Source organism: Streptomyces sp. NPDC026515, from assembly GCF_055567595.1.
This window is the reverse complement of the sequence record NZ_JBVHQD010000004.1, coordinates 310261-332897: the sequence shown is the minus strand read 5'-3', so window position 1 is coordinate 332897 and position 22637 is coordinate 310261. Positions and strand designations below refer to the sequence as shown.

Genomic DNA, 22637 nt, shown 5'->3' with positions numbered 1-22637 from the left:
TTGACACCCTGCCGTCCACCTCCGGATACTGAATCACCATTCAGTAGTAACCTCCATCACGAACCTCTCGGGAGCCACCATGGCCGCTCCACTGATGTCTCTCGTCTGGACCGACCACATCACCGGACGGCAAGGGTTCCTGGTGGTCGACCGGCTGGTGCGGGGGGTGGCCAGCGGCGGTCTGCGGATGCGGCCGGGCTGCACCCTGGAGGAGGTCACCGCGCTGGCGCGGGGCATGACGATGAAGGAGGCCCTGCACTACAACCCCGCGGGCCGCTACATCCCCCTGGGCGGCGCCAAGGGGGGCATCGACTGCGATCCGCAGGACCCGGGGTCCTACGCCCTGCTGGTCCGCTATCTGCGCGCCGTGCGGCCGTACGTCGAGAGCTTCTGGACCACCGGCGAGGACCTCGGGCTCACCCAGGACCTGGTGGACCGGGCGGCCGTCGAGGCCGGGCTGGTCTCTTCGATCCAGGCCGTGTATCCGCTGCTGGACGACGAGGCGGGGGCGCGGCGGCGGCTGGCGGACGCCTTCGCCATCGAGGTCGACGGCATCGGCCTCGACGAGCTGGTCGGCGGCTGCGGGGTGGCCGAGTCGGCGCTGACGGCCCTGGACCGGGCCGGGGTGCCGTACCCGGGGACGCGGGTCGCGGTGCAGGGGCTGGGCACGATGGGCGGGGCGACGGCGCGCTTCCTCGCCCGCGCGGGGCTCACCGTGGTGGCCGTCGCCGACGTCAAGGGCACGATCGCCAACCCGGCGGGCCTGGACGTCGAGACGCTGCTGCGGGCGCGGGACACGTACGGCACCGTCGACCGCGCGGTGCTGCGCCCGGGCGATCTCGAACTGCCGGGCGACGCGTGGCTGTGCGCCGACGCGGAGGTGCTGGTGCCGGCCGCGGTGTCGTACACCGTCGACGCGTCCAACGAGCACCTGGTGACGGCCCGCTGGATCGTGGAGGCGGCCAACATGCCGGTGCTGCCCGAGGCGGAGGAGCGGCTCACGGCGCGCGGGGTGACCGTGCTGCCGGACGTGGTGGTCAACTCGGGCACCAACGCCTGGTGGTGGTGGACCCTGTTCGGCGACATCGGTCCGGAGGCCGACGAGGCGTTCGCCCACACCCGCCGCTCGATGCGGGCCCTGGTGGAGCTGATGCTGGACCGCGCGGAGTCCGACGGCACGACCCCGCGCACCGCGGCCCACGCCCTGGTGAGCGACCGGCTGCCGGTGATCGCGGAGCGGTTCGGCTGGTACCGGTGAGGGGCCGGCCGCCCGGCGGCACCGCGCCTAGGGTCGCGCGTCCCGGGTGAGGACGACGGCGTAGCGGCACTCCGCGTCGGTGGTGTTGGCGAAGACCCGCTCGGCGGGCGGCCCGAGTTCGACGGTGTCGCCGGCACCGAGTTCATGGACCGTGTCGCCGTCGTGGAAGGTCAGGCGGCCGTCGAGGACCCAGACGAGCTGCCGTACGAAGGCGAAGGCGGCCGCCGGGTAGGGCACCCGGGCGCCGGCGGGCAGGCGGATCTCGGCGATCTCCGCCGGGAACCGCGGTCCGGTGATCTGGCGGCGGCGGTAACCGGTGCCGGGGTCGCACCACTCGGCGGCGTCGGCGTCACGCCGCACTCCCGCGGTGTCGGCCGCGGTGTCCTGCGTGCCCTCGGCGAGGGCCAGCAGGGAGGCGACGCTCAGCTGGAAGGCGGCGGACAGCTTGCCGAGGACCACGGCGGTGGGGCTGCTCTCGCCGCGTTCGATCCGGCTGATCATCGCCGGGGAGACACCGGAGGCGTCCGCGAGCTGCGCCAGCGTCCAGCGGCGGCGCTCCCGCTCGGTGCGGACCCGGGCCGCGATCCGTGCCGCCAGGGAGTCCGTCGACGGATCTACTATGTTGGACATGAATCCAATATACGAGAGAGGCCGGACGGTGACGGTCCGCCCGGCGCACCCCGGTGACGCGGAGGCTGTTCGCGCGATCCGCAACGACGCGATCGAGCATTCGACCGCACTGTGGACCTCGGCCCCCCAGTCCTCCGCCGAGGGAGCGGCCTGGCTCGCCGCCCATCTGGCGCGCGGCTCGGCGTTCGTGGCCGAAGTGGCGGGCGAGGTGGCCGGGTTCGCGGTCTACGGCCCGTGGCGAGAGCTGGACGGCTACCGGCACACGGTGGAGGACTCCGTCTACGTCCGCGAGGGACGCCACGGGCTCGGCATCGGTTCCGCGCTGCTGGGCGCCCTCGTCACCGCGGCGCGCGAGGCCGGCCACCACGTCATGATCGCCGGCATCGAGGCGGAGAACACCGCGTCCGTCCGGCTGCACCAGCGGTTCGGGTTCGAGCACGCGGGCACCGTCCGGGAGGTGGGCGTCAAGTTCGGCCGCCGGCTGGACCTCACGCTCATGCGGCTGCCGCTGGACCGGGACGGCAACGCGCGCGGGGGGAGGACCGATTAGGGTGACCGCGTGGCGAGAGTGCGGTTGAGCGTGGCCGAGCGGCGTGAGGAACTGCTGCGGGCGGCCATCGAGCAGATCGAGGCGCGAGGCGTGGCGGCGGTACGGATCGCCGATGTCGCCTCGGCCCTCGGCGTGAGCAACGCACTGGTGCTGTACCACTTCTCGACGAAGGAGAAGCTGGTCGCCGCCGCCTTCGCCTACGCCGCCGAGGGCGACCTGGCGCATCTGCGCAAGCTGCTGGGGCGCCGTACGTCGGCGTCACGGCGGCTGCGCTCGGCGGTGCGCTGGTACGCGCCGACCGGACAGGCCAAGGGCTGGCGGCTGTGGATCGAGGGCTGGGCGGCGGCACTGCGCGAACCCGCCCTGCGCGACGTCGCCAAGGAGCTGGACCAGCAGTGGAAGGCGGCGATCGCCGAGGTCATCACCGAGGGGGTGGCCGCCGGTGAGTTCCGCTGCCCCGACCCCGCGGCCGCGGCGCTGCGGCTGACCGCACTGCTCGACGGGCTCGCCGTCCAGCTGACCTCCTACCCGGGCGCCCTGTCACGCTCCCGGGCGCAGGAGTGGGTCGACGAGGCGCTGGCGCGCGAACTGGGGCTGTCCGAGGAATGGTGAGGGGCGGCTCGCCAGGATGCCGCCCCTCACCGCCGCCACAGCCTCAAGCCACGGAGGCGATCCGCATCTTGATGTCGTCCGGGGAGAGCGCCCCCTTGGCCGTCACGTGGTCGCCCGACGACTCGCCGCGCAGCCGTCGTCCTATCCACGGCACCAGGTACTCACGGGCCCAGTGCACGTCGTCGCGGCGGACCTCCAGGGTGCCGCGCGGCGGCAGCGGCGGCCACGGCTGGTCCGGGTCGGCCGGCACGTCGACGCCGAGCACCTGCCCGGCCCGCAGCGCCACCCGTGTGTGCCCCTCGGGCGACAGGTGCAGCCGGTCGCCGTCCCAGGCCCGCCGGTCCTGCACGGTCTTCAGGGACCACAGGTCGAGGACCGGACAGCCGTACCGGTCGGCGACGGCGCGGACATGGCCGTTGTAGGTGGCGATCTTGCCGCGCAGATGCTTGAGGACGGGCACCCCCCGGGTGTCGAACCCGGTGGTCACCAGAACCGTGCCGACGGCCTCGGTCAGTTGGGCCACTGCCCGCTCGAACCGCTCGGCCACCTCGTCGGGGTCGGTGCCGGGGCGGATGATGTCGTTGCCGCCGGCGCAGAAGGAGATCAGGTCGGGGGCGAGTGCCAGGGCCTGCGGCACCTGGTCCGCCACGATCTGGTCGAGCAGTTTCCCGCGCACCGCGAGGTTGGTGTACTCGAAGTCGCCCTCGGGCCGCCGGTCCGACAGCAGGACCGCGAACCGGTCCGCCCAGCCGACGAACGCCCCGTCGGGGCCGGGGTCGCCGACGCCCTCGGTGAAGCTGTCCCCCACCGCCACGTACGACCCGATCACTGATGCATTGTCACTCTTCGAATCGTCTGCCACGTCGGGCCATGATTCACCTTGGCCTGTGACCTACGCGACCGTAATAAAGGGTTGACGAGCGGTGAGATAAGACACTTGTAAATACTCGGCCAAGCCCGGAATAAGGCTCTGAGCAGGGGCGTTGAAGCGTCGATCGCCCGAAGGCCGGACCCGGGGATCGAGGGTCCGGCCTTCGGGGTGCGTGTCGGATCAGCGGGGTCGACGGGTCAGCCGACGACCACGCCCTTCAGACGGAGGAAGCCGACCGGGTCGATGTCTGAGCCGTAGTAGGGGCTGGTCCGGATCTCGAAGTGCAGGTGCGGACCTGTGACGTTGCCGGTGGCGCCGGAGAGGCCGATCTGCTGGCCCGCGGTCACGGTCTGGCCGACCGAGACGGAGAGCGCGGAGAGGTGGCCGTACTGCGCGTAGTAGCCGTCGGCGAGCCTGATGACGACCTGGTTGCCGTAGGCACCGCCCCAGCCCGCCGTGACGACCGTGCCCTCGCCGACCGCCTTGACCGGGGTGCCGGTCGGGACCACGAAGTCGACGCCGGTGTGGTAACCGCTGGACCACATGCTGCCGGCCACGTGGTAACCGGTGCCGATGGTGCCGCCGCTCACCGGGAGGGTGAAACCGGAGACGGCCGTCGTGGAGGTGTCCGAGGATTCCGGGGAGGACGCCGCGTCCGAGGAGGGGGCGGAGGACCGCGAAGGAGACCGCGTCTCGGACCGGGAGTCCGGGCCGGAGGTGTCCGGGGCGGTGTGCCGGCCGCCGAGCGTGAGCTTGAGACCGGGGTGGATCAGCGAGGGGTTGTCGCCGACCGCCTGCCGGTTGTCGGCGTAGAGCCGGGGCCAGCCGCCGTCGACGTTGTGCTCGCGGGCGATCTTCGAGAGGTAGTCGCCGGACACCACCGTGTAGACGCGGTGCGCGGAATTCCCGGTGCCGGATTCCCGGACGGCGGAATCCCGGACGGCGGACTTCCGGACGGCCGTCTTCTCGACGGCCGTCTTCTCGACGGCCGGAAGCGACTGCGTGGCCTTTCCGGAAACGGTGTGCACGGTGGCCGCGTGGGCGCCGGTGGCTCCCATGAGCGGCAGGGCCAGCGCGGCGCCACCGGTTCCGGCCACGGCCATCGAGCGGGTGAGACGCTGGGACTTGGGGCGGCGGTGCTTACCCTTCGCGGGCATGACGCATTCCTCTCCGGCGCCTGCGAGGTGAGCTGTCGGGTTCGGGCTGGAGCTGCCCGGCCACGCGGGAAGACGTGGCTACACCCCTAGCCGTCCCGGGAACCGGAACAGGCGGTCATACCTGGTGGGTCCCCCGCTCCTGCCGGGCACGGGTGAGTGTGTGTGGGGAACTCCGGGCGGCGGCAGGATTCGGCGTTCCGTCCGGTTGCGTGGAACGTAAGCGAGTAGGACGCGTATAAACAAGCATCAAATTCCCTCTGTCCGGATTTCGCTTGATCCGTTACGGGAATTCCTGGTCACCCTCCGTTAATTCCGGCTTTTCACGCCTTTCCAATCCCCTTGGCACGCACGGGAATTACGTGGACATGACGCGCGACGGACGGTCACGAATATGACGCTCCTCACGCGCGTCACACCACGCCCTTTTATTCCAGAACCAGTTGGAATGAATGTTTCAATTCGGACAAAGACGTCATATGCGACGGAGACGGATAACTGCCGCATCCAGGTCGCCGCGCAGCTCCGTGCGCAGCCCGTGATGCAACAGGACGGCACCTCGGTGCACTTCGCCCGTTTCGCGGCATTCGTACGATGCTGTCGGGTCGAGCCCCCGCAGCCGCAGCGCCGGCATCGGCTCGCCGTAACTCTGCGCCTGGAGCCAGGCGAGGACCACGGTCTCGTCGCCGAGCGTGTACTGCACGGCGCTGAGCCCGCCGGCCGGCGGCCGCAGCCGGTACTGGTCCCCGCGCTGCACCAGGGGCCGGATGTCCTTGTAGAGCGCCACCCAACGGCCGGCTTCGGCCAGCTCCTCCTCGGTCCACCGGGAGAGGTCGCCCCCGACGCCGAGAGCCCCGGCCATGGAGCTCACGAAGCGGAAACGCAGGCTGCTGACCCGGCCGTTGAGCTGGTGGTTCGGGCTGTCGGTCACCCAGGCGGACATCACCCGGGCGGGGTGGATCTGGCTGAACCCGTGCTGGATGGCGAGCCGGTCCAGCGGGTCGGTGTTGTCGGAGGTCCACACCTCGTCGGTACGGCTCATGATGCCGAGGTCGATCCGGCCGCCACCGCCGGAGCAGGACTCGATGGCCACGTCGGGGTGGGCCGCCCGGATCCGGTCGAGCAGGGCGTACAGCCCGCGGACGTGGTCGACCCACAGGCGCTGCGGGTAGGGCTCGCCGGGCCAGCCCGCGTCGGTGAAGCAGCGGTTGAAGTCCCACTTGACGTAGTCGATCGGGGCGCTGGACAGCAGGGTGTCGAGCCGCTCCCAGAGGTACTCCTGGACGTCCTCGCGGGCGAGGTTGAGGACGAGCTGATTGCGGAGTTCGGTCCGCTTTCGCCCCTTTTGGTGCTGCACCCAGTCGGGGTGCGCGCGGTACAGGTCGCTGTCCGCGTTCACCATCTCGGGCTCGACCCAGATGCCGAACTGCATGCCGAGGGCGTGCACGTGGTCGGCGAGGGGTTTGAGGCCCTTGGGAAAGCGGTCCGGGTTCGGCGTCCAGTCGCCGAGGCCCGCGCGGTCGCTGGTGCGGGCGCCGAACCAGCCGTCGTCGACCACGAACAGCTCGACGCCGATCGCGGCGGCCCGCCGGGCGAGGGTGGCCTGCTGCTCCTCGGAGATGTCGAAGGTGGTGGCCTCCCAGGAGTTGAACAGCACCGGCCGGTCCCGGTCGGCGTCGGGGATGACGTACGCCCGCTGGTAGGCGTGCCAGGCGCGGCTGGCCCCGCCGAAACCGCCGTCGGTCCACAGGCCCGCGAAGACCGGGCTGGTGTACGACTCGCCCCCGGCCAGCATCAGCAGGCCCGAGTCGTCGTATCCGGCGCCGCCGGTGATCTGCACGCGCGCGTCGGGGAGCTGCGCGACCGCGATGCGCCAGGAGCCGGACCAGCCGAGGGCGCAGCCCCAGACCTCGCCGCGCTCCTCGGTGGCGTCGGTGTCGAGGGCGACCCAGGGCAGGTGCTGGTGACCGGTGTGGCCGCGGCGGCTGCCTATCACCTTCTCGCCGTAGGTGAGCGGGGCGCTGGTGAGGCGCGACTCGGCGGCCCAGCGGCCGTGCAGCTGGGACAGGCGCCAGCCCTCACGGTCGGGCAGCGTCCAGGCGGCGGGATCGGCCCGCAGCAGCTCCAGGCGCGCGTCCCCCTGGTTGTCGACGGTCACCCAGCGCTCGACGACGTCGCCGCGCATCCGGTAGTGCAGGGTGATGAGGATCCGGCCGTCCCTGAAGCGCAGCCGGAGCTCCTGGCCGGCCGCGTCCCCCTCCGTCTCGTACGACTCGAAGGTCCACTCGGTGCCGCGGCGCTCCTCGGTGCGCACGGACAGCGCGGGGCGGACGAAACGCGGGCCGCCCTCGACCGGGTACTCCTCACGGCCGTCCAGCGGGGACTCGAAGGGCCAGTAACCGGGCAGCGCCCGGGTGCTGAGCTCCTCGGCGTCGGCGAGCCCGATCTTCGGGCCCCAGTGGAGGTGGAGCAGTTCGTCGTCCTCCGTGAGGTGCAGCGCGTAACTGCTGCCCGGGCCCGACAGGAGCCATGTACGACCGTTTTCGGCGATGTCCACCACGAGAAACCTCACACAGGTGCCAACAGATCCGCTCAAGCACCAACATCATCAAGGCCACGGGGCCCGGAGGCAACGCCTGTGGACAACTCATTGCCCGTGGAAACCGATGTCGTATGGTCGATCCAGTGCCCGTCGACGAGCAGCGCCGACGGGGCCGGCCGGGAGGAGCCCCCGTGACGCAGCAGGTCCCGTCGACCGAGCCCGAGCTGGCCGGTGTGCGCAACTTCCGTGACGTGGGCGGCCTGCCGACCGTGGACGGGCGCCGGGTGCGGCACGGTGTGCTGTTCCGCAGCGGACATCTGGCACACGCGACGGCGCAGGACGCGGAGTTCCTCGCCTCCCTCGGCCTGCACACGATCTTCGACTTCCGCAACGCGGCCGACCAGAAGCTGGAGGGCCCGGACGTCGATCTGCCCGGCGTGCGGAACCTGAACCTGCCGCTGACCGACCCGGCGCACGGCGCCGAGTTCTGGACGATGGTGCGCGAGGGCGACACCGAGCAGCTGCGCGGGCTGCTGGGCGACGGCAAGGCCGCGAACCGGATGATCAGCTCGTACCGCACGATCGTCAGGGACCGCACCGACGAGCACTCGCGGGTGCTGCACGGGCTCGCCGAGGACAGCGTGCCGGCGCTGATGCACTGCGCGGCCGGCAAGGACCGGGCGGGCGTCTCCATAGCGGTGACGCTCCTCGCGCTGGGCGTGGAGCGGGACGCGATCCTCGCCGACTACCTGGAGTCCAACGCCAAGCACCGCCGCTACAAGGTGCGGCGCAGCGGCGGCGGGGACGGCGCGTACAGCCCCGAGGTGATGGAGCTGCTGAGTCCGCTCTTCGAGGCCCGCGCGGAGTATCTGACGGCGGCCTTCGAGAGCATCGACGAGGCGTGGGGCGATGCCGACACGTACCTGGAGCAGGGTCTGAAGCTCGCTCCGCAGACCCGGGAGCGGCTGCGCGCCCGCCTCCTGGACTGACGCCCGGGCGAGCGGGGAGCGTTCAGCCCTTGCCGCCCACGGCGAACAGCAGGTAGAGGAAGGCGGCGAAGACGTGCCCGACGGCGATGTAGATGATGAGCCGGACCCACAGGGCGCGGGGGAACTTCTCCTCGATGTTGCTCACAGCAGCTCTCCAGTGATCGGTCCCAGGCACAGCGTGGCCGTGGGACTCTGCAGCAGGGTGTGGACGAACAGCAGCTCGACGCCGTCGTGGTCCTCGGCGGCGAGGCGGTGCGGGGTCAGCGAGTCGAAGTGGGCGCTGTCGCCGGGGGCGAGGACATGGGTGGTGTCGCCCAGGCGCAGCCTCAGCCGCCCGCTCAGGACGTACAGCCATTCCTCGCCGGGATGCACCCGCACGATGTCGCCCTGGGTGCCGTACGGCACCCGGACGCGCAGCGACTGCATCCCGCGGCCGGAGGAGCCGGCCTGCCAGTACGTCCAGCCGCCGGCGCGGGTCGGTTCCATGTCGCCGGCGCGTACGATCGCGTCCCGCTCGGCGACGGTCTCGCCCAGCAGTTCCGAGACCGTCGTACCGTAGACACGGGCGAGTGCGAGCAGCATCGGCAGCGAGGGCTGGCGCTGCCCGGTCTCCAGCCGGGAGAGATGGGCGGCCGACAGTCCGGCGTCGCGGGCCGCGGCCTCCAGGGTGAGACCGGCGCGGCGGCGCAGGGACCGCAGCTGCGGAGCGACGGCGGGCAGGTCCTCGACCGGACCGCCCGCGCGCTCGTCCTCGGAGGCGTTCATGCCTCCATTCAGCCAAAGATTTGCCTCCGCGGCAATTTTCTTGCCTCAGAGACAAAAAGCTAGCGGTTGGCCACCGCCTGCTTGACGAGGGTCTTGCCGAAGTCCCACATCAGGCCGCCGCCGCTGTGCGCGTCGTCCATGACGTCCGTGAAGGCGGCCACGAAGCGGTCCGCGTCGGCCTCGTCGACGATCAGCGGCGGGATGAGCTTGATGACCTCCAGATGATCGCCGGAGACCTGGGTGAGGATCCGGTGCCGTTGCAGCAGCGGTACGACGACCATCTGCGCGAACAGGCCCTTGCGGGCGGCCTGGAGCATGGTCCAGCGGCTGCGGAGCTTCAGCGAGCTGGGCCTGCCGAACTCGATGCCGATCATCAGGCCCCGGCCGCGGACGTCGGCGAGCAGCTCGTACTTGTCGACCAGTCCGGCGAGCCGGGACCTGAGCAGCTCCCCCACCGACCGGGAGTTCGCGACGATCTGGTCGTTCTCCATGACGGACAGGACGGCGAGTCCGGCGGCCATCGCCTGGGCGTTGGCGCCGAAGCTCGCCGAGTGGACCAGGACGCGGTCCATGGACGAGTAGACCTTCTTGAAGATCCAGTCCTTGCCGAGGGTCGCGCCTACCGGGACGTAGCCGCCGGACAGCGCCTTGGCCACGCACACCAGGTCCGGCTCGACGCCGTCCTCGTGCTGGTAGGCGTAGAAGTCGCCGGTACGGCCGAGGCCGGTCTGGACCTCGTCGGCGATCAGCAGCGCCTTGTGCCTGTGCAGCAGCTCCTGGGCTCCGCGCAGGTAGCCGGGTGGCGCCTCGTGCACGCCCTTGCCCTGGATCGGTTCGACGATCAGGGCGGCGACGTCGCCCTTCCGCAGCTCACGCGCCAGGGCGTCGAGGTCACCGAGGGGCACGGCCGTGTCGGGCAGCAACGGGGCGAAGCCGTCCCGGAAGCCGTCCTCGCCGTTGACCGACAGCGAGCCGGTGGTCAGGCCGTGGAAGGCGTGGTCGCAGTAGAGGACACGGGGTCTGCCGGTGGCGAAGCGGGCGAACTTCAGAGCGGTCTCGACCGCCTCGGTGCCGCTGTTGCCGAAGAACACCCGGTCCAGGTGGGGGCTGTGGGCCAGGAGCCGCTCGGCGAGCAGCCCGGGCAGCGGCTGGCAGTCGAAGCGGGTGAGGTCGGCCAGCTGCGCGTCCAGGACGTCGTGCAGGGCCTTGCGGACGACGGGGTGGTGGCGTCCCAGGCCCATCACCCCGAACCCGGCGAGCATGTCCAGGTAGTCGTTGCCGTCCTCGTCCCAGAAGTGGGCGCCCTCGGCCCGCTCGTAGACCTTGTCGAACCCGATGGTGTGCAGCATGCGCGGCAGCTGGTGGTTCAGGTACCTGGCATGCAGCTCGTACCGCTCACCGCCACGCTCGGCCAGCAGTGCGCCGAGGTCGAACTCCGTGCTCATCACTTCTCCTTGGCGGCGCCATCGATGAAAGCGCTGTCGGCTGTGGCGCCCTGAAGGGGCGCGGGACTGCGTTCGATATGCGGCTGCCGCCGCGCGGGCGCGACCAGCCCGGACGAGGCCGTCCCCGCCGCACGGCCCCCCGCGGCACCTCCGTGGGCGCGCTCGGCCGCCCGCCCCGCGAGGCTCGCCCCGATGCGCCCCGCGATCTCCACCGGCGTCAGCCCGATGTCGGCCAGCACCTCCCCCCGCTTCGCGTGCGCCAGGAACTGCTCAGGAATCCCGAACCGCCGGACCGGCACATCCACGTCCGCGTCGCCGAGCGCGAGCGCGACCGCCGCGCCGACACCGGCCGCCCTGCTGTTGTCCTCGACGACGGCCACCAGCTCGTGCTGGGCCGCCAGGACCGGCAGCGCGGGGTCCACGGGCTTGACCCACCGGGGGTCCACCACCGTGCACCCGATGCCCCGGGCGGCCAGCAGCTCCGCGGCCTGGAGACAGACCGGCGCCATCACGCCGACCGCGACCAGCAGCACCTGGGCGTCCGCGTCGCCGCGCAGCACGTCCAGCCCTCCGATCCGGTCGACCGCCGGGATCTCGGGGCCCACCGACTCCTTGGGGAACCGCACCAGCGTGGGCGCGTCGTCCACCGCGACCGCCTCGCGCAGCTGGAGGCGCAGCTGCTCGGCGTCACGCGGGGCGGCGATGCGCAGCCCCGGGACCACCTGAAGGACGGACATGTCCCACATGCCGTTGTGCGAGGCTCCGTCGACTCCGGTGACGCCCGCCCGGTCCAGCACGAACGTCACCCCGCAGCGGTGCAGAGCTACGTCCATGAGCAACTGGTCGAAGGCCCGGTTCAGGAACGTGGCGTAGACGGCGACGACCGGATGCAGTCCGCCGGTCGCCAGGCCGGCCGCCGAGACCGTCGCGTGCTGCTCGGCGATGCCCACGTCCCAGACCCGGTCGGGGAAGCGGACGGCGAACTTGCCGAGGCCGACCGGGTGCAGCATGGCCGCGGTGATCGCCACGACGTCGTCGCGCTCCTCGCCGATCCGGACGATCTCGTCGCCGAACACCGAGGTCCAGGAAGGTCCGTTGGGCGGCGCGAGGGGCTCGCAGGTGAGCGGGTCCATCACACCGACGGTGTGGAAGCGGTCCTCCTCGTGGGCGAGGGCGGGTTCGTAGCCGCGGCCCTTCTCCGTGAGGCAGTGCACGAGCACCGGCCCGTGAAAACGTTTCGCCCGCCTGAGCGCGGACTCGACCGCCCTGATGTCGTGGCCGTCGATCGGGCCGACGTACTTGAGGCCCAGGTCCTCGAACATGCCCTGCGGGGCGAAGGCGTCCTTGAAGCCCTTCTTGGCGCCGTGCAGGGACTCGTAGATGGTGTTGCCGACCACGGGGGTGCGCAGGAGCACCTCCTTGCCCCAGGCCAGCACCTGCTCGTAGCCGTCGGTGGTGCGCAGGGTGGCGAGGTGGTTGGCGAGCCCGCCGATGGTGGGGGCGTAGGACCGTTCGTTGTCGTTGACGACGATGATCAGCGGCCGGTCCTTGGCGGCCGCGATGTTGTTGAGCGCCTCCCAGGCCATCCCGCCGGTCAGCGCGCCGTCGCCGATCACCGCGACGACATGCCCCTTCTCCCCCTGCACCTGGCGCGCCTTGGCCAGGCCGTCCGCCCAGCCGAGCGCCGTGGAGGCATGGCTGTTCTCGATGACGTCGTGCTCGGACTCCTCGCGCGAGGGGTACCCGGACAGGCCGCCCTTGCCACGCAGCTTGGAGAAGTCCTGACGGCCGGTCAGCAGCTTGTGCACATAGCTCTGGTGACCGGTGTCCCAGAGGATGCGGTCGACCGGGGACTCGAAGACCCGGTGCAGTGCGACGGTCAGTTCCACGACGCCCAGGTTGGGGCCGAGGTGACCGCCGGTCCTGGCGACCGCGTGCACCAGGAACTCTCGTATTTCTCCGGACAGTTCGCGAAGTTCCGCCTCGGACAGCGCCTTCAGGTCGCGTGGTTGCCGGATGGTTTCCAGAATCGTCACGCTCGGCCCCCTCTCGGTCCGTGCTGTTCAGCTCACGGTGACGGCGGGTGCTCCGGACCCGGCGCCGTCCTGCTCCATCTGCTCGGCGATCTTCATCGCTTCCTCGATGAGGGTCTCCACGATCTTCGACTCGGGGACGGTCTTGATGACCTCGCCCTTGACGAAGATCTGCCCCTTGCCGTTGCCGGAGGCGACGCCGAGGTCGGCCTCGCGGGCCTCGCCGGGGCCGTTCACCACACAGCCCATGACCGCGACGCGCAGCGGAACCTCCATGCCGGTCAGGCCCGCCGTCACCTCGTCCGCCAGCTTGTAGACGTCGACCTGGGCGCGCCCGCAGGACGGGCAGGAGACGATCTCCAGGCGCCGCTGCCGGAGGTTGAGGGACTCCAGGATCTGGTTGCCGACCTTGACCTCCTCGACCGGAGGAGCCGACAGGGAGACCCGGATGGTGTCGCCGATGCCCTCGGAGAGCAGCGCGCCGAAGGCCACCGCCGACTTGATGGTGCCCTGGAAGGCGGGGCCGGCCTCCGTGACACCGAGGTGCAGCGGGTATTCGCACTGGGCGGCGAGCTGCCGGTACGCCTCGATCATCACGACCGGGTCGTTGTGCTTGACGGAGATCTTGATGTCCCGGAAGCCGTGCTCCTCGAAGAGGGACGCCTCCCACAGGGCCGACTCGACCAGGGCCTCGGGGGTCGCCTTGCCGTACTTCTGCAGCAGCCGGCGGTCCAGGGAGCCGGCGTTGACGCCGATGCGGATCGGGGTGCCGTGGTCCTTGGCGGCCGCCGCGATCTCCTTGACCTTGTCGTCGAACTGCTTGATGTTGCCGGGGTTCACCCGGACCGCGGCGCAGCCGGCCTCGATCGCCGAGAACACGTACTTCGGCTGGAAGTGGATGTCCGCGATCACCGGGAGCTGGGACTTCCTCGCGATGGTGGCGAGGGCGTCCGCGTCGTCCTGGGTGGGGCAGGCGACGCGGACGATCTGACATCCGGACGCGGTGAGCTCGGCGATCTGCTGGAGGGTCGCGCCGACGTCCGACGTACGGGTCGTGGTCATCGACTGGACCGAGACCGGGGCACCGCCCCCGACGGCCACCGGCCCGACGTGGATCCGCCGCGACACGCGTCGCTCGGCGATCGGCCGGGCCGGGACCTCGGGGAGTCCCAGGGAGATGGCGGTCATGCGGTCACTCCCGGTTTCCGCTGACCGTCTCGCGCATGGCGCGCAGCGACTCCTTGAGGGATCCCATGGTGGCGAGGACGGCGGTGGGCTCGTAGCCGCAGTGCGCCATGCAGTTGGCGCAGCGCGGGTCCTTGCCGCGGCCGTACTTGTCCCAGTCGGTCTCCTCGATGAGTTCGCGGTACGTCGGCACGTACCCGTCGCTCATCAGGTAGCAGGGGCGCTGCCAGCCGAAGAGCGAGTAGTTCGGGATCGCCCAGGCCGTGCACGGGAAATCGACCTTGCCCTCCAGGAAGTCCAGGAAGAGCGGGGAGTGGTTGAGCCGCCACTTGCGCCGGTTGCCGCCCGCGAACGCCTTCTTGAACAGCTCCCGGGTCTGGGCCACGCCGAGGAAGTGCTCCTGGTCGGGAGCCTTCTCGTAGGCGTAGGCGGGCGAGATCATCATCTCGTCGACCTTGAGGTCGTCGTTGAGGAAGTTGAGCACCTCGATGATGGTCTGCGGGGTGTCGGTGTTGAAGAAGGTCGAGTTGGTGGTCACCCGGAAGCCGCGCTGCTTGGCTTCCTTTATGGCCGCCACCGCCTCGTCGAACACGCCCTCCTTCGCCACGGACTCGTCGTGCCGCTCGCGCAGCCCGTCGATGTGCACCGCGAAGGCGAAGTAGGGCGACGGCGTGAACTTGTCCATCTTCTTGCGCAGCAGCATGGCGTTGGTGCAGAGGAAGACGTACTTCTTCTTCCCCACCAACTGCCGCACGATCTCGTCGATCTGAGGGTGCATCAGGGGTTCGCCGCCCGCGATGGACACCATCGGTGCCCCGGACTCCAGCACGGCTCCGACGGCCTGCGCGACGGGCATGCGCTGCTTGAGCACACCTGCCGGATGCTGGATCTTGCCGCAGCCCTCGCACTTCAGGTTGCATGCGAAGAGGGGTTCCAGCTCCACGATCAGCGGGAACTTGTCCCGCTTGCGGAGCTTCTGTTCAGCCAAGTAAGTCGCGACCTTGATGGACTGGCGCAGCGGCATGGCCATCTGGCTCACCTCCGGGGGAGCAACAAAGAACGGTGCCATTCGAAGAAAGCAGGAAGAACGGATCGAAGAACGCGGAAAGCAGATATTCCACCGCGCACCGTGCCGATCCGGACGAGTTCATGTTCGGGAGCGTCCACGACCACCCTGACGGCCGCGACGGGGCGTTCGCCCGCGCGCACGGCGCTCAGGAGCGTGGCCGCCGATTCCATGTCGACCGCGATCGCGCCGGTCCCGAACAGGTCGGACCGTTCGTTTCCGCGGACGACGTGGTCGGAGCCGGTGACAGGCCCGGTGTGGACGGTGCGGCCGGGCAGGGTCCGCACGAGTTCCTTCACGAGGAGTTCGGTGCCGACGCAGGGGACGCTGCCGCGCGGGTCCCGGGTCTCCTCGGCGACGACCAGGTCGCCGGGGTGCATCCCGGGGGCCAGTCCCGCGCAGAAGCCGGTGGCCAGGACGGCGGCACCGGCGAGCGCCGGACCGGCCAGGACCCGGGTGACGGACCGTTCCGCCGCCCTGGGGCCCATGCCGGTGCGCAGTACGGTGACCGGCCCGCCCGCACCGCCGCGTTCGCCGGCGCGCAGGGCCAGATGCTCGATGCCGAGCGCGCAGGCGATCAGCAGCGGAGCCGGAGCGGGCGTGGTGCTCATTCAGCTCCTCTCGGCCTCGGGCAGGGGCTCGCCGTGGACGTACCGGCCGAGCGCGGTGAGCGGGAAGACCTGCCGGTACAGGTGGTAGTTGATGGAGAAGTCCCAGGGGAAGCCGGTGCCGGTGAAGTAGGGCTCGTCCCAGGAGCCGTCCTCCCGCTGGGTCTCGGCGAGCCACCGCACGCCCCGCTCGACGGCCTTGGAGTCCTTCTCCCCGGCCGCGAGCAGCGCCATCAGCGCCCACGCCGTCTGGGAGGCGGTGGTGGCGCCGCGTCCGCTCCATTCACCGGCGTACTTGTAGGAGCGCAGGTCCTCGCCCCAGCCGCCGTCCTCGTTCTGGACCTGCTCCAGCCAGGTCACCGCGCGTCTGATCGCTGGATGCGAGGCGGGCAGTCCGGCCGCGGTCAGCGCGGGCACCACGGAGCCGGTGCCGTAGACGTAGTTGACGCCCCAGCGCCCGAACCACGAGCCGTTGGGCTCCTGTTCGGCCAGCAGCCAGTCGATGCCGCGCCGGGTGCGCGGGTCGTGGGCCATGCCCTCGAAGGCGAGCATCTCCACGACGTGCGCGGTGACGTCCGCCGAGGGCGGGTCGATGACCTCGCCGAAGTCGCAGAACGGCAGCCGGTTGGGGAACGGGCTGGTGTTGTCGACGTCGAAGGCGCCCCAGGCGCCGTTCTTCGACTGCATGCCGAGGTTCCAGCGCACCCCGCGCCCGATCGCCTTCTCCATCCGCTCCGGGTCGTGGTGCCTGATCCGGCGCAGCGCGAGGACGACCTCGGCGGTGTCGTCGATGTCGGGGTAGTTGTCGTTGTGGAACTCGAACGCCCAGCCGCCCGGCGGGAGCTGCGGCCGTTTGACGGACCAGTCGCCGGGCCGCACGATCTGCTCGCCGAGCATCCAGTCGGCGGCCTTGACCAGTTGCGGGTGGTCGGGGGGCAGTCCGGCGTCGGCGAGGGCGATGGCGGCCAGGCAGGTGTCCCACACGGGCGACTGACAGGCCTCGATCATCCGGGAGCCGTCCTCGCGCCACAGGGCGTAACGATCCAGCGACTCCAGGCCCGCGCGCATCACGGGGTGGTCGAGGTCGTAGCCGAGCAGATGAAGGGCGATCACCGAGTACACGGCCGGCGGCTGGATGCCGCCCCAGGCGCCGTCGTTCTCCTGCCGCTCGATGATCCAGCGGGCGGCGGACCTCAGGGCGGAGCCGCGCAGCCGGCGCACGGCGACCTTGCGGTAGCCGCGGACAACCTTGTCCAGTCGCTGGAAGAGACCCTCCCAGCTGATCGGAGGGGCCAGCGGACGGGGCGGGTTGGGAACGGCCGGGTCGGTGTGGAGTTCGTCCAGCGGGAAGGGGGCCGGCCGCACCGGGCGTTTGGCCGAGACGACCGTGAGCGGCACGATGGTCTGCCTGGCCCACTGGCCGAAGTTGTAGATGCTGAGCGGGAACCACTTGGGGAAGTACAGGAGTTCCGGCGGGAGTTCGGGCAGGTCCTCCCACTTCCACCAGCCGAACAGGGCCAGCCAGATCCGGGTGAAGACCCGGGCGGCGGCGATCCCGCCGCGCTCGCGGATCCAGGCCGACGCCTTCGCCATGTGGGGCGCGTCGGGGGCGTCGCCGGCCAGCCGCAGGGCGACGTACGCCTCGATGGTCGCGGAGAGTTCGCCCGGCCCGCCGTAGAAGGTGGCCCAGGTCCCGTCCTCGCGTTGTTCGCCGCGGATGAAGAGCGCGGCGGCGGCCGTCGTGGCCTCGTCGCGGATACCGAGGAACTGACGGAGCAGCAGATCCTCGGCGTCCATGGTGACGTTGGTCTCCAGGTCACCCTTCCACCACCCCTGCGCGTCCTGACGGGCGAGCAGATGGTCGGTGGCACGCCGCATGGCGCGTTCGGCGGCTTCTTTCACCCCGGTCGCCGCGGGGGTGGTGCGGTCCGTGCTGGCCGAGGCAGCGCGGGGCGGCAGGGTGGCCCCGGTGCTTCCGTCGGTCGTCGCTGTCATGGCTTCCCCTTCGTGCAGTCGTACGAAATCGTTCTGCTGTGGGTCCGCCGTCGGCCGGTGCTGCTTGCGCGCTCGCACCGGCCGGCGACTACGCGAGGGCTATTCGACCGATAGTGATCATCTCTTTCGTACGACGACGAAGTCGGCCAGCGCCGTGAACTGCGCCCGCACCAGCTCGGGCATGTCGACGGCGTGCAGGGCTTCGATGGCGATGGTGTGCTGACGACGCGCCTCCTCGGCGGTCCATTCCCGGCCGCCGGCCTCCTCGATGAGGGCGGCACGGGCGGCGAACTCCTCCTCGGAGAAGTTCTCGAAGTCACTGCTCTTGGCGTCGGCGGCGAGGATCTCGCCGAGCCGCTCGGAGGCGGGCCCGCCCGCGGCGAGCGCGGCGACGACCGGCAGGGACTTCTTGCGCTGGCGCAGGTCGCTCCAGGTCTGCTTGCCGGTGGAGTCCGGGTCGCCCCAGATGCCGAGGAGGTCGTCGACGGCCTGGAAGGCGAGGCCGAGGTGGTAGCCGTACTTCTCCAGGGTGTCGGCGGTACGGTCGTCGGCACCGCCGAGCACCGCGCCGATGGAGCTGGAGGCGGCGAGCAGTGCGCCGGTCTTGTTGCCCTCCATCTCCAGGCACTCCTCGACGCTGACCCGGTCGCGGTGCTCGTAGGAGATGTCCTGTGCCTGGCCGTCGATCAGGGCGCGGGTGGCGGTGGTGAGCCGGCGGGTGGCCCGGCCGGCCTCGACGGTGCCGAGTTCCAGCAGCACCTCGTTGGCGAGGGCGAACAGGGCGTCGCCGACCAGGATCGCCTGGGCGGGACCGTGCACCTTCCAGACGGTGTCGCGGTGGCGGCGCTGCTCGTCGCCGTCCATCAGGTCGTCGTGCAGCAGCGAGAAGTTGTGGACGAGCTCGACGGCGACGGCGCCCGGGATGCCGACCTCGGGGCCGGCGCCGGTGACCTCGGCGGAGAGGACGGCGAGCGCGGGCCGTACGGCCTTGCCGCCGTCGCCGTCGGCGGGGTTGCCCTCGGCGTCGATCCAGCCGAAGTGGTAGGCGGCCACGGTGTCCATGGGGGGTGCCAGGCGGTCGACGGCCGTCTTCAGTACCGGGGTGGCAAGGGTCCGGCCGCGCTCCAGGAGCGCGGTCACGTCCACCGCGTCGGCAGCCGTCTCGGCCGGGGGCACAGTGGGCACAGTTTCTCCTCTTGTTGCGGTACCGGGGGTGCGGGGGCCTGCCGTCTGCTGACCGAGCATCACGCCGCCTCCTCCAACTCGAAGAGGTGACGGGGGCGGGGCCGGCCCAGGGTGCGCAGCACGGCGTCGGCCGCGTTCACACCGCTGCGGACCGCACTCTCCATGGTCGCGGGCCACCCTGTGGCGGTCCACGCTCCGGCCAGGTAGAGGCCGGGTGACTTGGTGCGGGCGCCGGGCCGCAGCCGCCCGACGCCGGGGGTGGGGGCGAACGTCGCGGTGCGCTCCCGGGTGACGAAGAAGTCCAGCACCTCGGCGCCGCGCGCGCCGGGCAACAGCCGTGCCAGTTCGGGCAGGTAGCGCTCGCGCAGTACGGCCACGGGCGCGTCGATCTCGTCCTGGGCGGCCGACTGGGACAGCGCGAGGTACTGGCCCTCGCGCAGCCCGGAGGCATGGGTGCGGTCGAACACCCACTGGACCGGGGTGCCCAGGGCCGCGAAGAACGGCTTGGTGAGCACCGTACGGTCGTAGACCACATGGACGTTGAGGATCGGCGCGGTGCCGATCTCCAGGAGGTTCTCCGGTGCCTCGAGGGCACCCTCGGGAAGCAGGTCGTAGGCCTCGCGCTGGGCCACGGCGAGCACCACGGTGTCGGCGGTGTGCGTCTCGCCGGGAACCTGAACGCTCCACGTGCCGTTCTCGTTAGTGGAGACGGAGGTGACGCGTGTACGGACTTCGGTGCGCACGCCCGCGGAGTCGAGCGCCTTGCGGGCCAGCCGGTCGTGCAGTTCTCCCAGCGGCACATGGGCCCAGCCGATGTCGGCCGCGCCCGGGTCGGACAGCAGACCGGTCTTGAACACCATCGCGGCGAGCGCCAGGGAAGAGTCCTGGGCCACCGCGTTGAGGGTGGCGACCCCCACCAGGTCCCACAGTGCCTCGATGGCCCGCGCCGACTGGCCCCGGGCGGCAAGCCAGCTGCCGAAGTCCTGTGCGTCGAGCGCGGGATCGCGGAGATCGAGTGCTCGGAGGGCGAGAGCGGCTCTGCCCACCGCGGCGCGTTCGGCGAGCGAGAGATGCGGGTAGGAGGCGAGGCTGCGCCCCAGATGCAGGGGCACCGGCAGGGGGTCCCGGCGGAGTCTGCCGAGTCGGCGCCCCTCCGGTTTCGCGAGGTCGAGCACGGGCACGTCGAGCCGGTCCTGGAGCGGTGCCAGCGCCGCGCCCTCGATGCGGTCGAGGAACCAGCGGTAGGCGGTGCAGCAACGCAGGTACACGTGCTGGCCGTTGTCGACGGTCAGGTCGCCGCGCCGGAAGGAGAAGGCGAGCCCGCCAAGGCGCGGCCTGCCTTCGAGCAGCGTCACCCGCACCCCGGCGTCGGCGAGTGCCAGTGCGGTCGTGACGCCGGCCAGGCCGCCGCCGATCACGACGGCCGTGCGCCCGGACGGGATGTCGTCGTGCGTCCGTTCGGATCGCGTGCCGTCGGTCATCGTGCAGCCTCCCCTGCCCACCCGCCGTGCCGGTGGAGCGGGGCGGGGCGGGCCGTCGCAGTCAGGGACGCCGCACCGCGCCGGAGGGTTGCCTGCCGTTTTTCTCCGGTGACGTCAGCTTGGCCCACTTCGTCCATCAGGCGCGCCTCCTGACGGTCCGGCGGGAGGCGTGGCGCCGGGTGTCCAGGCCGGACAGGCCGCGTACGGCGACGTACGCCTTCTCGCGCCCGGGCAGCGAGACCCGGCCGCGCAGCACCGCCTCCGGTTCGCGCTCGATCCGGTCGAGCAGCCGGCGGTAGATGCCGGCCATGGCGGCGACACAGGCACCGCTGCGCCGGTCCAGCATGGGCAGCAGCCGGTAACCCTCGGCGAACAGGGCCCGGGCGCGCCGTACTTCGAAGTGCACCAGGCCCGCGAAGTCCGAGCCCTCCGGCGGGGTCGGCCCGTGGAACCCGGCCGCGCAGCCGAACTTGGCGAGGTCGTCGCCGGGCAGATAGGTGCGGCCGTTCCCGGCGTCCTCGCGGATGTCGCGGAGGATGTTGGTGAGCTGGAGTGCGAGCCCGAGCGTGTCGGCGTACTCCGGCGCTCGCTCGACGCCGCGCGCCCCCGGTTCGGTGCCGAACACACCGAGCGAGAGCCGGCCGATCGCACCGGCCACACAGCGACAGTAGACCTTCAGGTCGTCCCAGGTCTCGTACGTCTCGCCGCGTACGTCCATCAGCACGCCGTCGATCAGTTCGTCCAGGCCGCCCAGCGGGATCGGGAAGACCTGGGCCGCGTGCGCGAGGGCGACCGCGACCGGGTCGGTGTCGTCCTCGTCGACCGCGCCGTCCTGGACCCGGGCGAGCAGCGCCCGGGTGTCCTCCAGACGGGCCGCCTTCACGTCGTCGGCCAGCACGCCGTCGCCGATGTCGTCGACGCGCCGGGAGAAGGCGTAGAGCGCCGACATGGCGCGCCGCTTGGGCGCGGGCAGCAGCCTGATGCCGTAGGCGAAGTTCCGTGCCTGCTGTCCGGTGACGGTCTCGCAGTAGCTGTAGGCGGCGAGTACCGGTGCGGACACAGGTGTGGGAGAGTCCACGGTCCGGATCACCCCTCTCCTCGCAGAGTCAGGCCCACCTCACGCAGCAACCGGCCCTTGCCGGGCTTGGGCGGGCCGGGAAGTACGTCGTATTCGGCGGCGGCGATCGCTGCGATCGCCGCCCTTCCCCCCGCCACGAACCCCGCGAGCAGCAGCTTCAACCTGCCGTGGACGCTACCCACCAAGGGGGCGCCTTCATTCAGGAGATCGCGGGCGCGTTGCGCTTCGTATGCAACCAGAGCACGCACCGATGCGCCCGCGGTTTTCCTGGCGAGATCCGCCTCCTGGACATGAAAGCGCTTCATGTCCACGGCGGGCAGATAAATCCGGTCGCGGCCGAGGTCCTCGGCCACGTCCTGGAGGTGTTCGACGATCTGGAGTGCGGTACAGATCGCGTCCGAGAGCCGGATCCGCTCGGGGGTCGAGGTGCCGGTGACGGCGAGGACCAGGCGGCCGACGGGGTTGGCCGACAGCTCGCAGTAGGCGAGCAGGTCGTCATAGGTCTCGTACCGCGTGACCAGCTGGTCCTGGCGGTTGGCGGCGATCAGCCCGAGGAACGGCTCGGGCGCCAGGTCGCGGCGGCGCACCGTGGGCTGGAGGCGGCGCAGCAGGGGGTGGTGCGGGGTGCCGTCGAAGACGCGGGCCAGGTCGGCCTCGAAGGCGTCGAGGAGCGCCAGGCGGTCGTCGGCCTCGGCCGGGGAGACGCCGAGCAGTCGGGCGTCGCCGCCGCCGGGGGCCAGGTCGCCGTCGCCGATGTCGTCGACGAGACGGGCGAAGCCGTACACGGCCATCAGGTCGTCGCGCCAGGCCCTCGGCAGGAAGAACGGGGCCACCGGGAAGTTCTCGTCCGCGGCCTTGTCCAGAATGCCTCGCCCGGCGTCTCCGGTGCGCGCCGGCGTGGTCGCCGTCACCGTTCGCTGCCCGGGGCCGGGACGGCGTGGCCTGCGTTGAGCTGGGGAGTTTCCGTAGCCATTGCCGTCACATCTCCCGTTCTACACTGCCGACCCAATACACACTATTTCGGACACGCCGCCCAGCAATCCGCAGGGCGGACCGGCCGAGGGTGTCGCGCATTATCGCCCCACTTGCCGCTTTCCGGGACCGGTACAGCTTACGTTGTACAACGCATCGAGGTTCGTCGGGGTGTCCCGCAGATCACAACAACACACCGATTGGCGTCAAGATTCCTA

The 22637-nt window shown here is 71.0% G+C and carries 21 protein-coding genes and 1 riboswitch; of the genes, 4 read left to right on the top strand and 17 right to left on the bottom strand.

Going from position 1 to position 22637, the window contains the following annotated elements; all coding sequences use genetic code 11:
• The first annotated feature begins 79 nt into the window (after positions 1–79).
• Positions 80–1258, top strand: coding sequence for a glutamate dehydrogenase (locus ACZ4O3_RS09920; RefSeq protein ID WP_467721828.1), 1179 nt, complete (start codon positions 80–82; stop codon positions 1256–1258).
• Positions 1259–1285: 27 nt separating this feature from the next.
• Here ACZ4O3_RS09920 and ACZ4O3_RS09915 read toward each other — a convergent pair whose 3' ends face one another.
• Positions 1286–1888 carry a helix-turn-helix domain-containing protein gene (locus tag ACZ4O3_RS09915; RefSeq protein WP_467721827.1) on the bottom strand — a complete coding sequence of 201 codons (603 nt, stop codon included), beginning with the start codon at positions 1886–1888 and terminating at the stop codon, positions 1286–1288.
• Between ACZ4O3_RS09915 and ACZ4O3_RS09910 the strand changes: the two genes are divergently transcribed.
• Positions 1887–2438, top strand: a complete 552-nt coding sequence (locus ACZ4O3_RS09910; protein ID WP_467721826.1) for a GNAT family N-acetyltransferase — start codon at positions 1887–1889, stop codon at positions 2436–2438. The two genes, ACZ4O3_RS09915 and ACZ4O3_RS09910, sit on opposite strands and share 2 nt — an antisense overlap.
• Positions 2439–2447: 9 nt before the next feature.
• Positions 2448–3050, top strand: coding sequence for a TetR/AcrR family transcriptional regulator (locus ACZ4O3_RS09905; protein ID WP_362718230.1), 603 nt, complete (start codon positions 2448–2450; stop codon positions 3048–3050).
• Positions 3051–3093: 43 nt separating this feature from the next.
• Here ACZ4O3_RS09905 and ACZ4O3_RS09900 read toward each other — a convergent pair whose 3' ends face one another.
• The 3 genes from ACZ4O3_RS09900 to ACZ4O3_RS09890 form a co-directional block, all read right to left on the bottom strand.
• The gene (locus ACZ4O3_RS09900) at positions 3094–3879 is read right to left on the bottom strand and encodes an SGNH/GDSL hydrolase family protein (protein WP_362718228.1); all 786 of its coding nucleotides are present in this window, start codon (positions 3877–3879) and stop codon (positions 3094–3096) included.
• Between the two features lie 239 nt (positions 3880–4118).
• The gene (locus tag ACZ4O3_RS09895) at positions 4119–5078 is read right to left on the bottom strand and encodes a M23 family metallopeptidase (RefSeq protein ID WP_467721825.1); all 960 of its coding nucleotides are present in this window, start codon (positions 5076–5078) and stop codon (positions 4119–4121) included.
• A 4-nt stretch (positions 5079–5082) separates the two neighbouring features.
• A riboswitch (cyclic di-AMP (ydaO/yuaA leader) is annotated at positions 5083–5243 on the bottom strand.
• Between the two features lie 307 nt (positions 5244–5550).
• Positions 5551–7635 (bottom strand): alpha-galactosidase, encoded by a 2085-nt coding sequence (locus ACZ4O3_RS09890; protein WP_467721915.1) that lies wholly within the window; start codon positions 7633–7635, stop codon positions 5551–5553.
• Positions 7636–7808: 173 nt separating this feature from the next.
• Between ACZ4O3_RS09890 and ACZ4O3_RS09885 the strand changes: the two genes are divergently transcribed.
• On the top strand, positions 7809–8606 hold the full coding sequence (locus tag ACZ4O3_RS09885; protein ID WP_362718222.1) for a tyrosine-protein phosphatase: 798 nt from the start codon (positions 7809–7811) through the stop codon (positions 8604–8606).
• A gap of 22 nt (positions 8607–8628) precedes the next feature.
• Here ACZ4O3_RS09885 and ACZ4O3_RS09880 read toward each other — a convergent pair whose 3' ends face one another.
• From ACZ4O3_RS09880 to hpnC, 13 genes are all read right to left on the bottom strand, one after another.
• Positions 8629–8751, bottom strand: coding sequence for a DUF6126 family protein (locus ACZ4O3_RS09880; protein WP_123972047.1), 123 nt, complete (start codon positions 8749–8751; stop codon positions 8629–8631).
• The gene (locus ACZ4O3_RS09875; protein ID WP_362718218.1) at positions 8748–9371 is read right to left on the bottom strand and encodes a helix-turn-helix domain-containing protein; all 624 of its coding nucleotides are present in this window, start codon (positions 9369–9371) and stop codon (positions 8748–8750) included. The genes ACZ4O3_RS09880 and ACZ4O3_RS09875 overlap by 4 nt, the downstream gene beginning before the upstream one ends.
• Before the next feature lie 59 nt (positions 9372–9430).
• On the bottom strand, positions 9431–10816 hold the full coding sequence (locus tag ACZ4O3_RS09870; protein WP_362718216.1) for an aspartate aminotransferase family protein: 1386 nt from the start codon (positions 10814–10816) through the stop codon (positions 9431–9433).
• Positions 10816–12852: a 1-deoxy-D-xylulose-5-phosphate synthase gene (dxs, locus tag ACZ4O3_RS09865; RefSeq protein ID WP_467721824.1), complete on the bottom strand. Its 2037-nt coding sequence runs from the start codon at positions 12850–12852 to the stop codon at positions 10816–10818. The genes ACZ4O3_RS09870 and dxs overlap by 1 nt, the downstream gene beginning before the upstream one ends.
• A 27-nt stretch (positions 12853–12879) precedes the next feature.
• Entirely contained in the window at positions 12880–14037 is a 1158-nt protein-coding gene (gene ispG / locus ACZ4O3_RS09860; RefSeq protein WP_467721823.1) for a flavodoxin-dependent (E)-4-hydroxy-3-methylbut-2-enyl-diphosphate synthase, read from the bottom strand.
• 4 nt (positions 14038–14041) lie between these two features.
• Positions 14042–15064 carry an adenosyl-hopene transferase HpnH gene (hpnH, locus tag ACZ4O3_RS09855; protein ID WP_467721822.1) on the bottom strand — a complete coding sequence of 341 codons (1023 nt, stop codon included), beginning with the start codon at positions 15062–15064 and terminating at the stop codon, positions 14042–14044.
• Positions 15065–15069: 5 nt separating this feature from the next.
• Positions 15070–15711, bottom strand: coding sequence for a phosphorylase family protein (locus ACZ4O3_RS09850; RefSeq protein ID WP_362718696.1), 642 nt, complete (start codon positions 15709–15711; stop codon positions 15070–15072).
• Positions 15712–17703, bottom strand: coding sequence for a squalene--hopene cyclase (gene shc, locus ACZ4O3_RS09845; protein ID WP_362718693.1), 1992 nt, complete (start codon positions 17701–17703; stop codon positions 15712–15714).
• A 117-nt stretch (positions 17704–17820) separates the two neighbouring features.
• Positions 17821–18948 carry a polyprenyl synthetase family protein gene (locus tag ACZ4O3_RS09840; RefSeq protein WP_467721821.1) on the bottom strand — a complete coding sequence of 376 codons (1128 nt, stop codon included), beginning with the start codon at positions 18946–18948 and terminating at the stop codon, positions 17821–17823.
• Positions 18948–20369: a hydroxysqualene dehydroxylase HpnE gene (hpnE, locus tag ACZ4O3_RS09835; RefSeq protein WP_467721820.1), complete on the bottom strand. Its 1422-nt coding sequence runs from the start codon at positions 20367–20369 to the stop codon at positions 18948–18950. The genes ACZ4O3_RS09840 and hpnE overlap by 1 nt, the downstream gene beginning before the upstream one ends.
• On the bottom strand, positions 20366–20506 hold the full coding sequence (locus tag ACZ4O3_RS09830; protein WP_362718684.1) for a DUF6380 family protein: 141 nt from the start codon (positions 20504–20506) through the stop codon (positions 20366–20368). Before ACZ4O3_RS09830 ends, hpnE begins: the two co-directional genes overlap by 4 nt.
• The gene (gene hpnD / locus ACZ4O3_RS09825) at positions 20506–21459 is read right to left on the bottom strand and encodes a presqualene diphosphate synthase HpnD (protein WP_362718681.1); all 954 of its coding nucleotides are present in this window, start codon (positions 21457–21459) and stop codon (positions 20506–20508) included. Before hpnD ends, ACZ4O3_RS09830 begins: the two co-directional genes overlap by 1 nt.
• Positions 21456–22358 carry a squalene synthase HpnC gene (hpnC, locus tag ACZ4O3_RS09820; RefSeq protein WP_467721819.1) on the bottom strand — a complete coding sequence of 301 codons (903 nt, stop codon included), beginning with the start codon at positions 22356–22358 and terminating at the stop codon, positions 21456–21458. Before hpnC ends, hpnD begins: the two co-directional genes overlap by 4 nt.
• Positions 22359–22637: the final 279 nt, after the last annotated feature.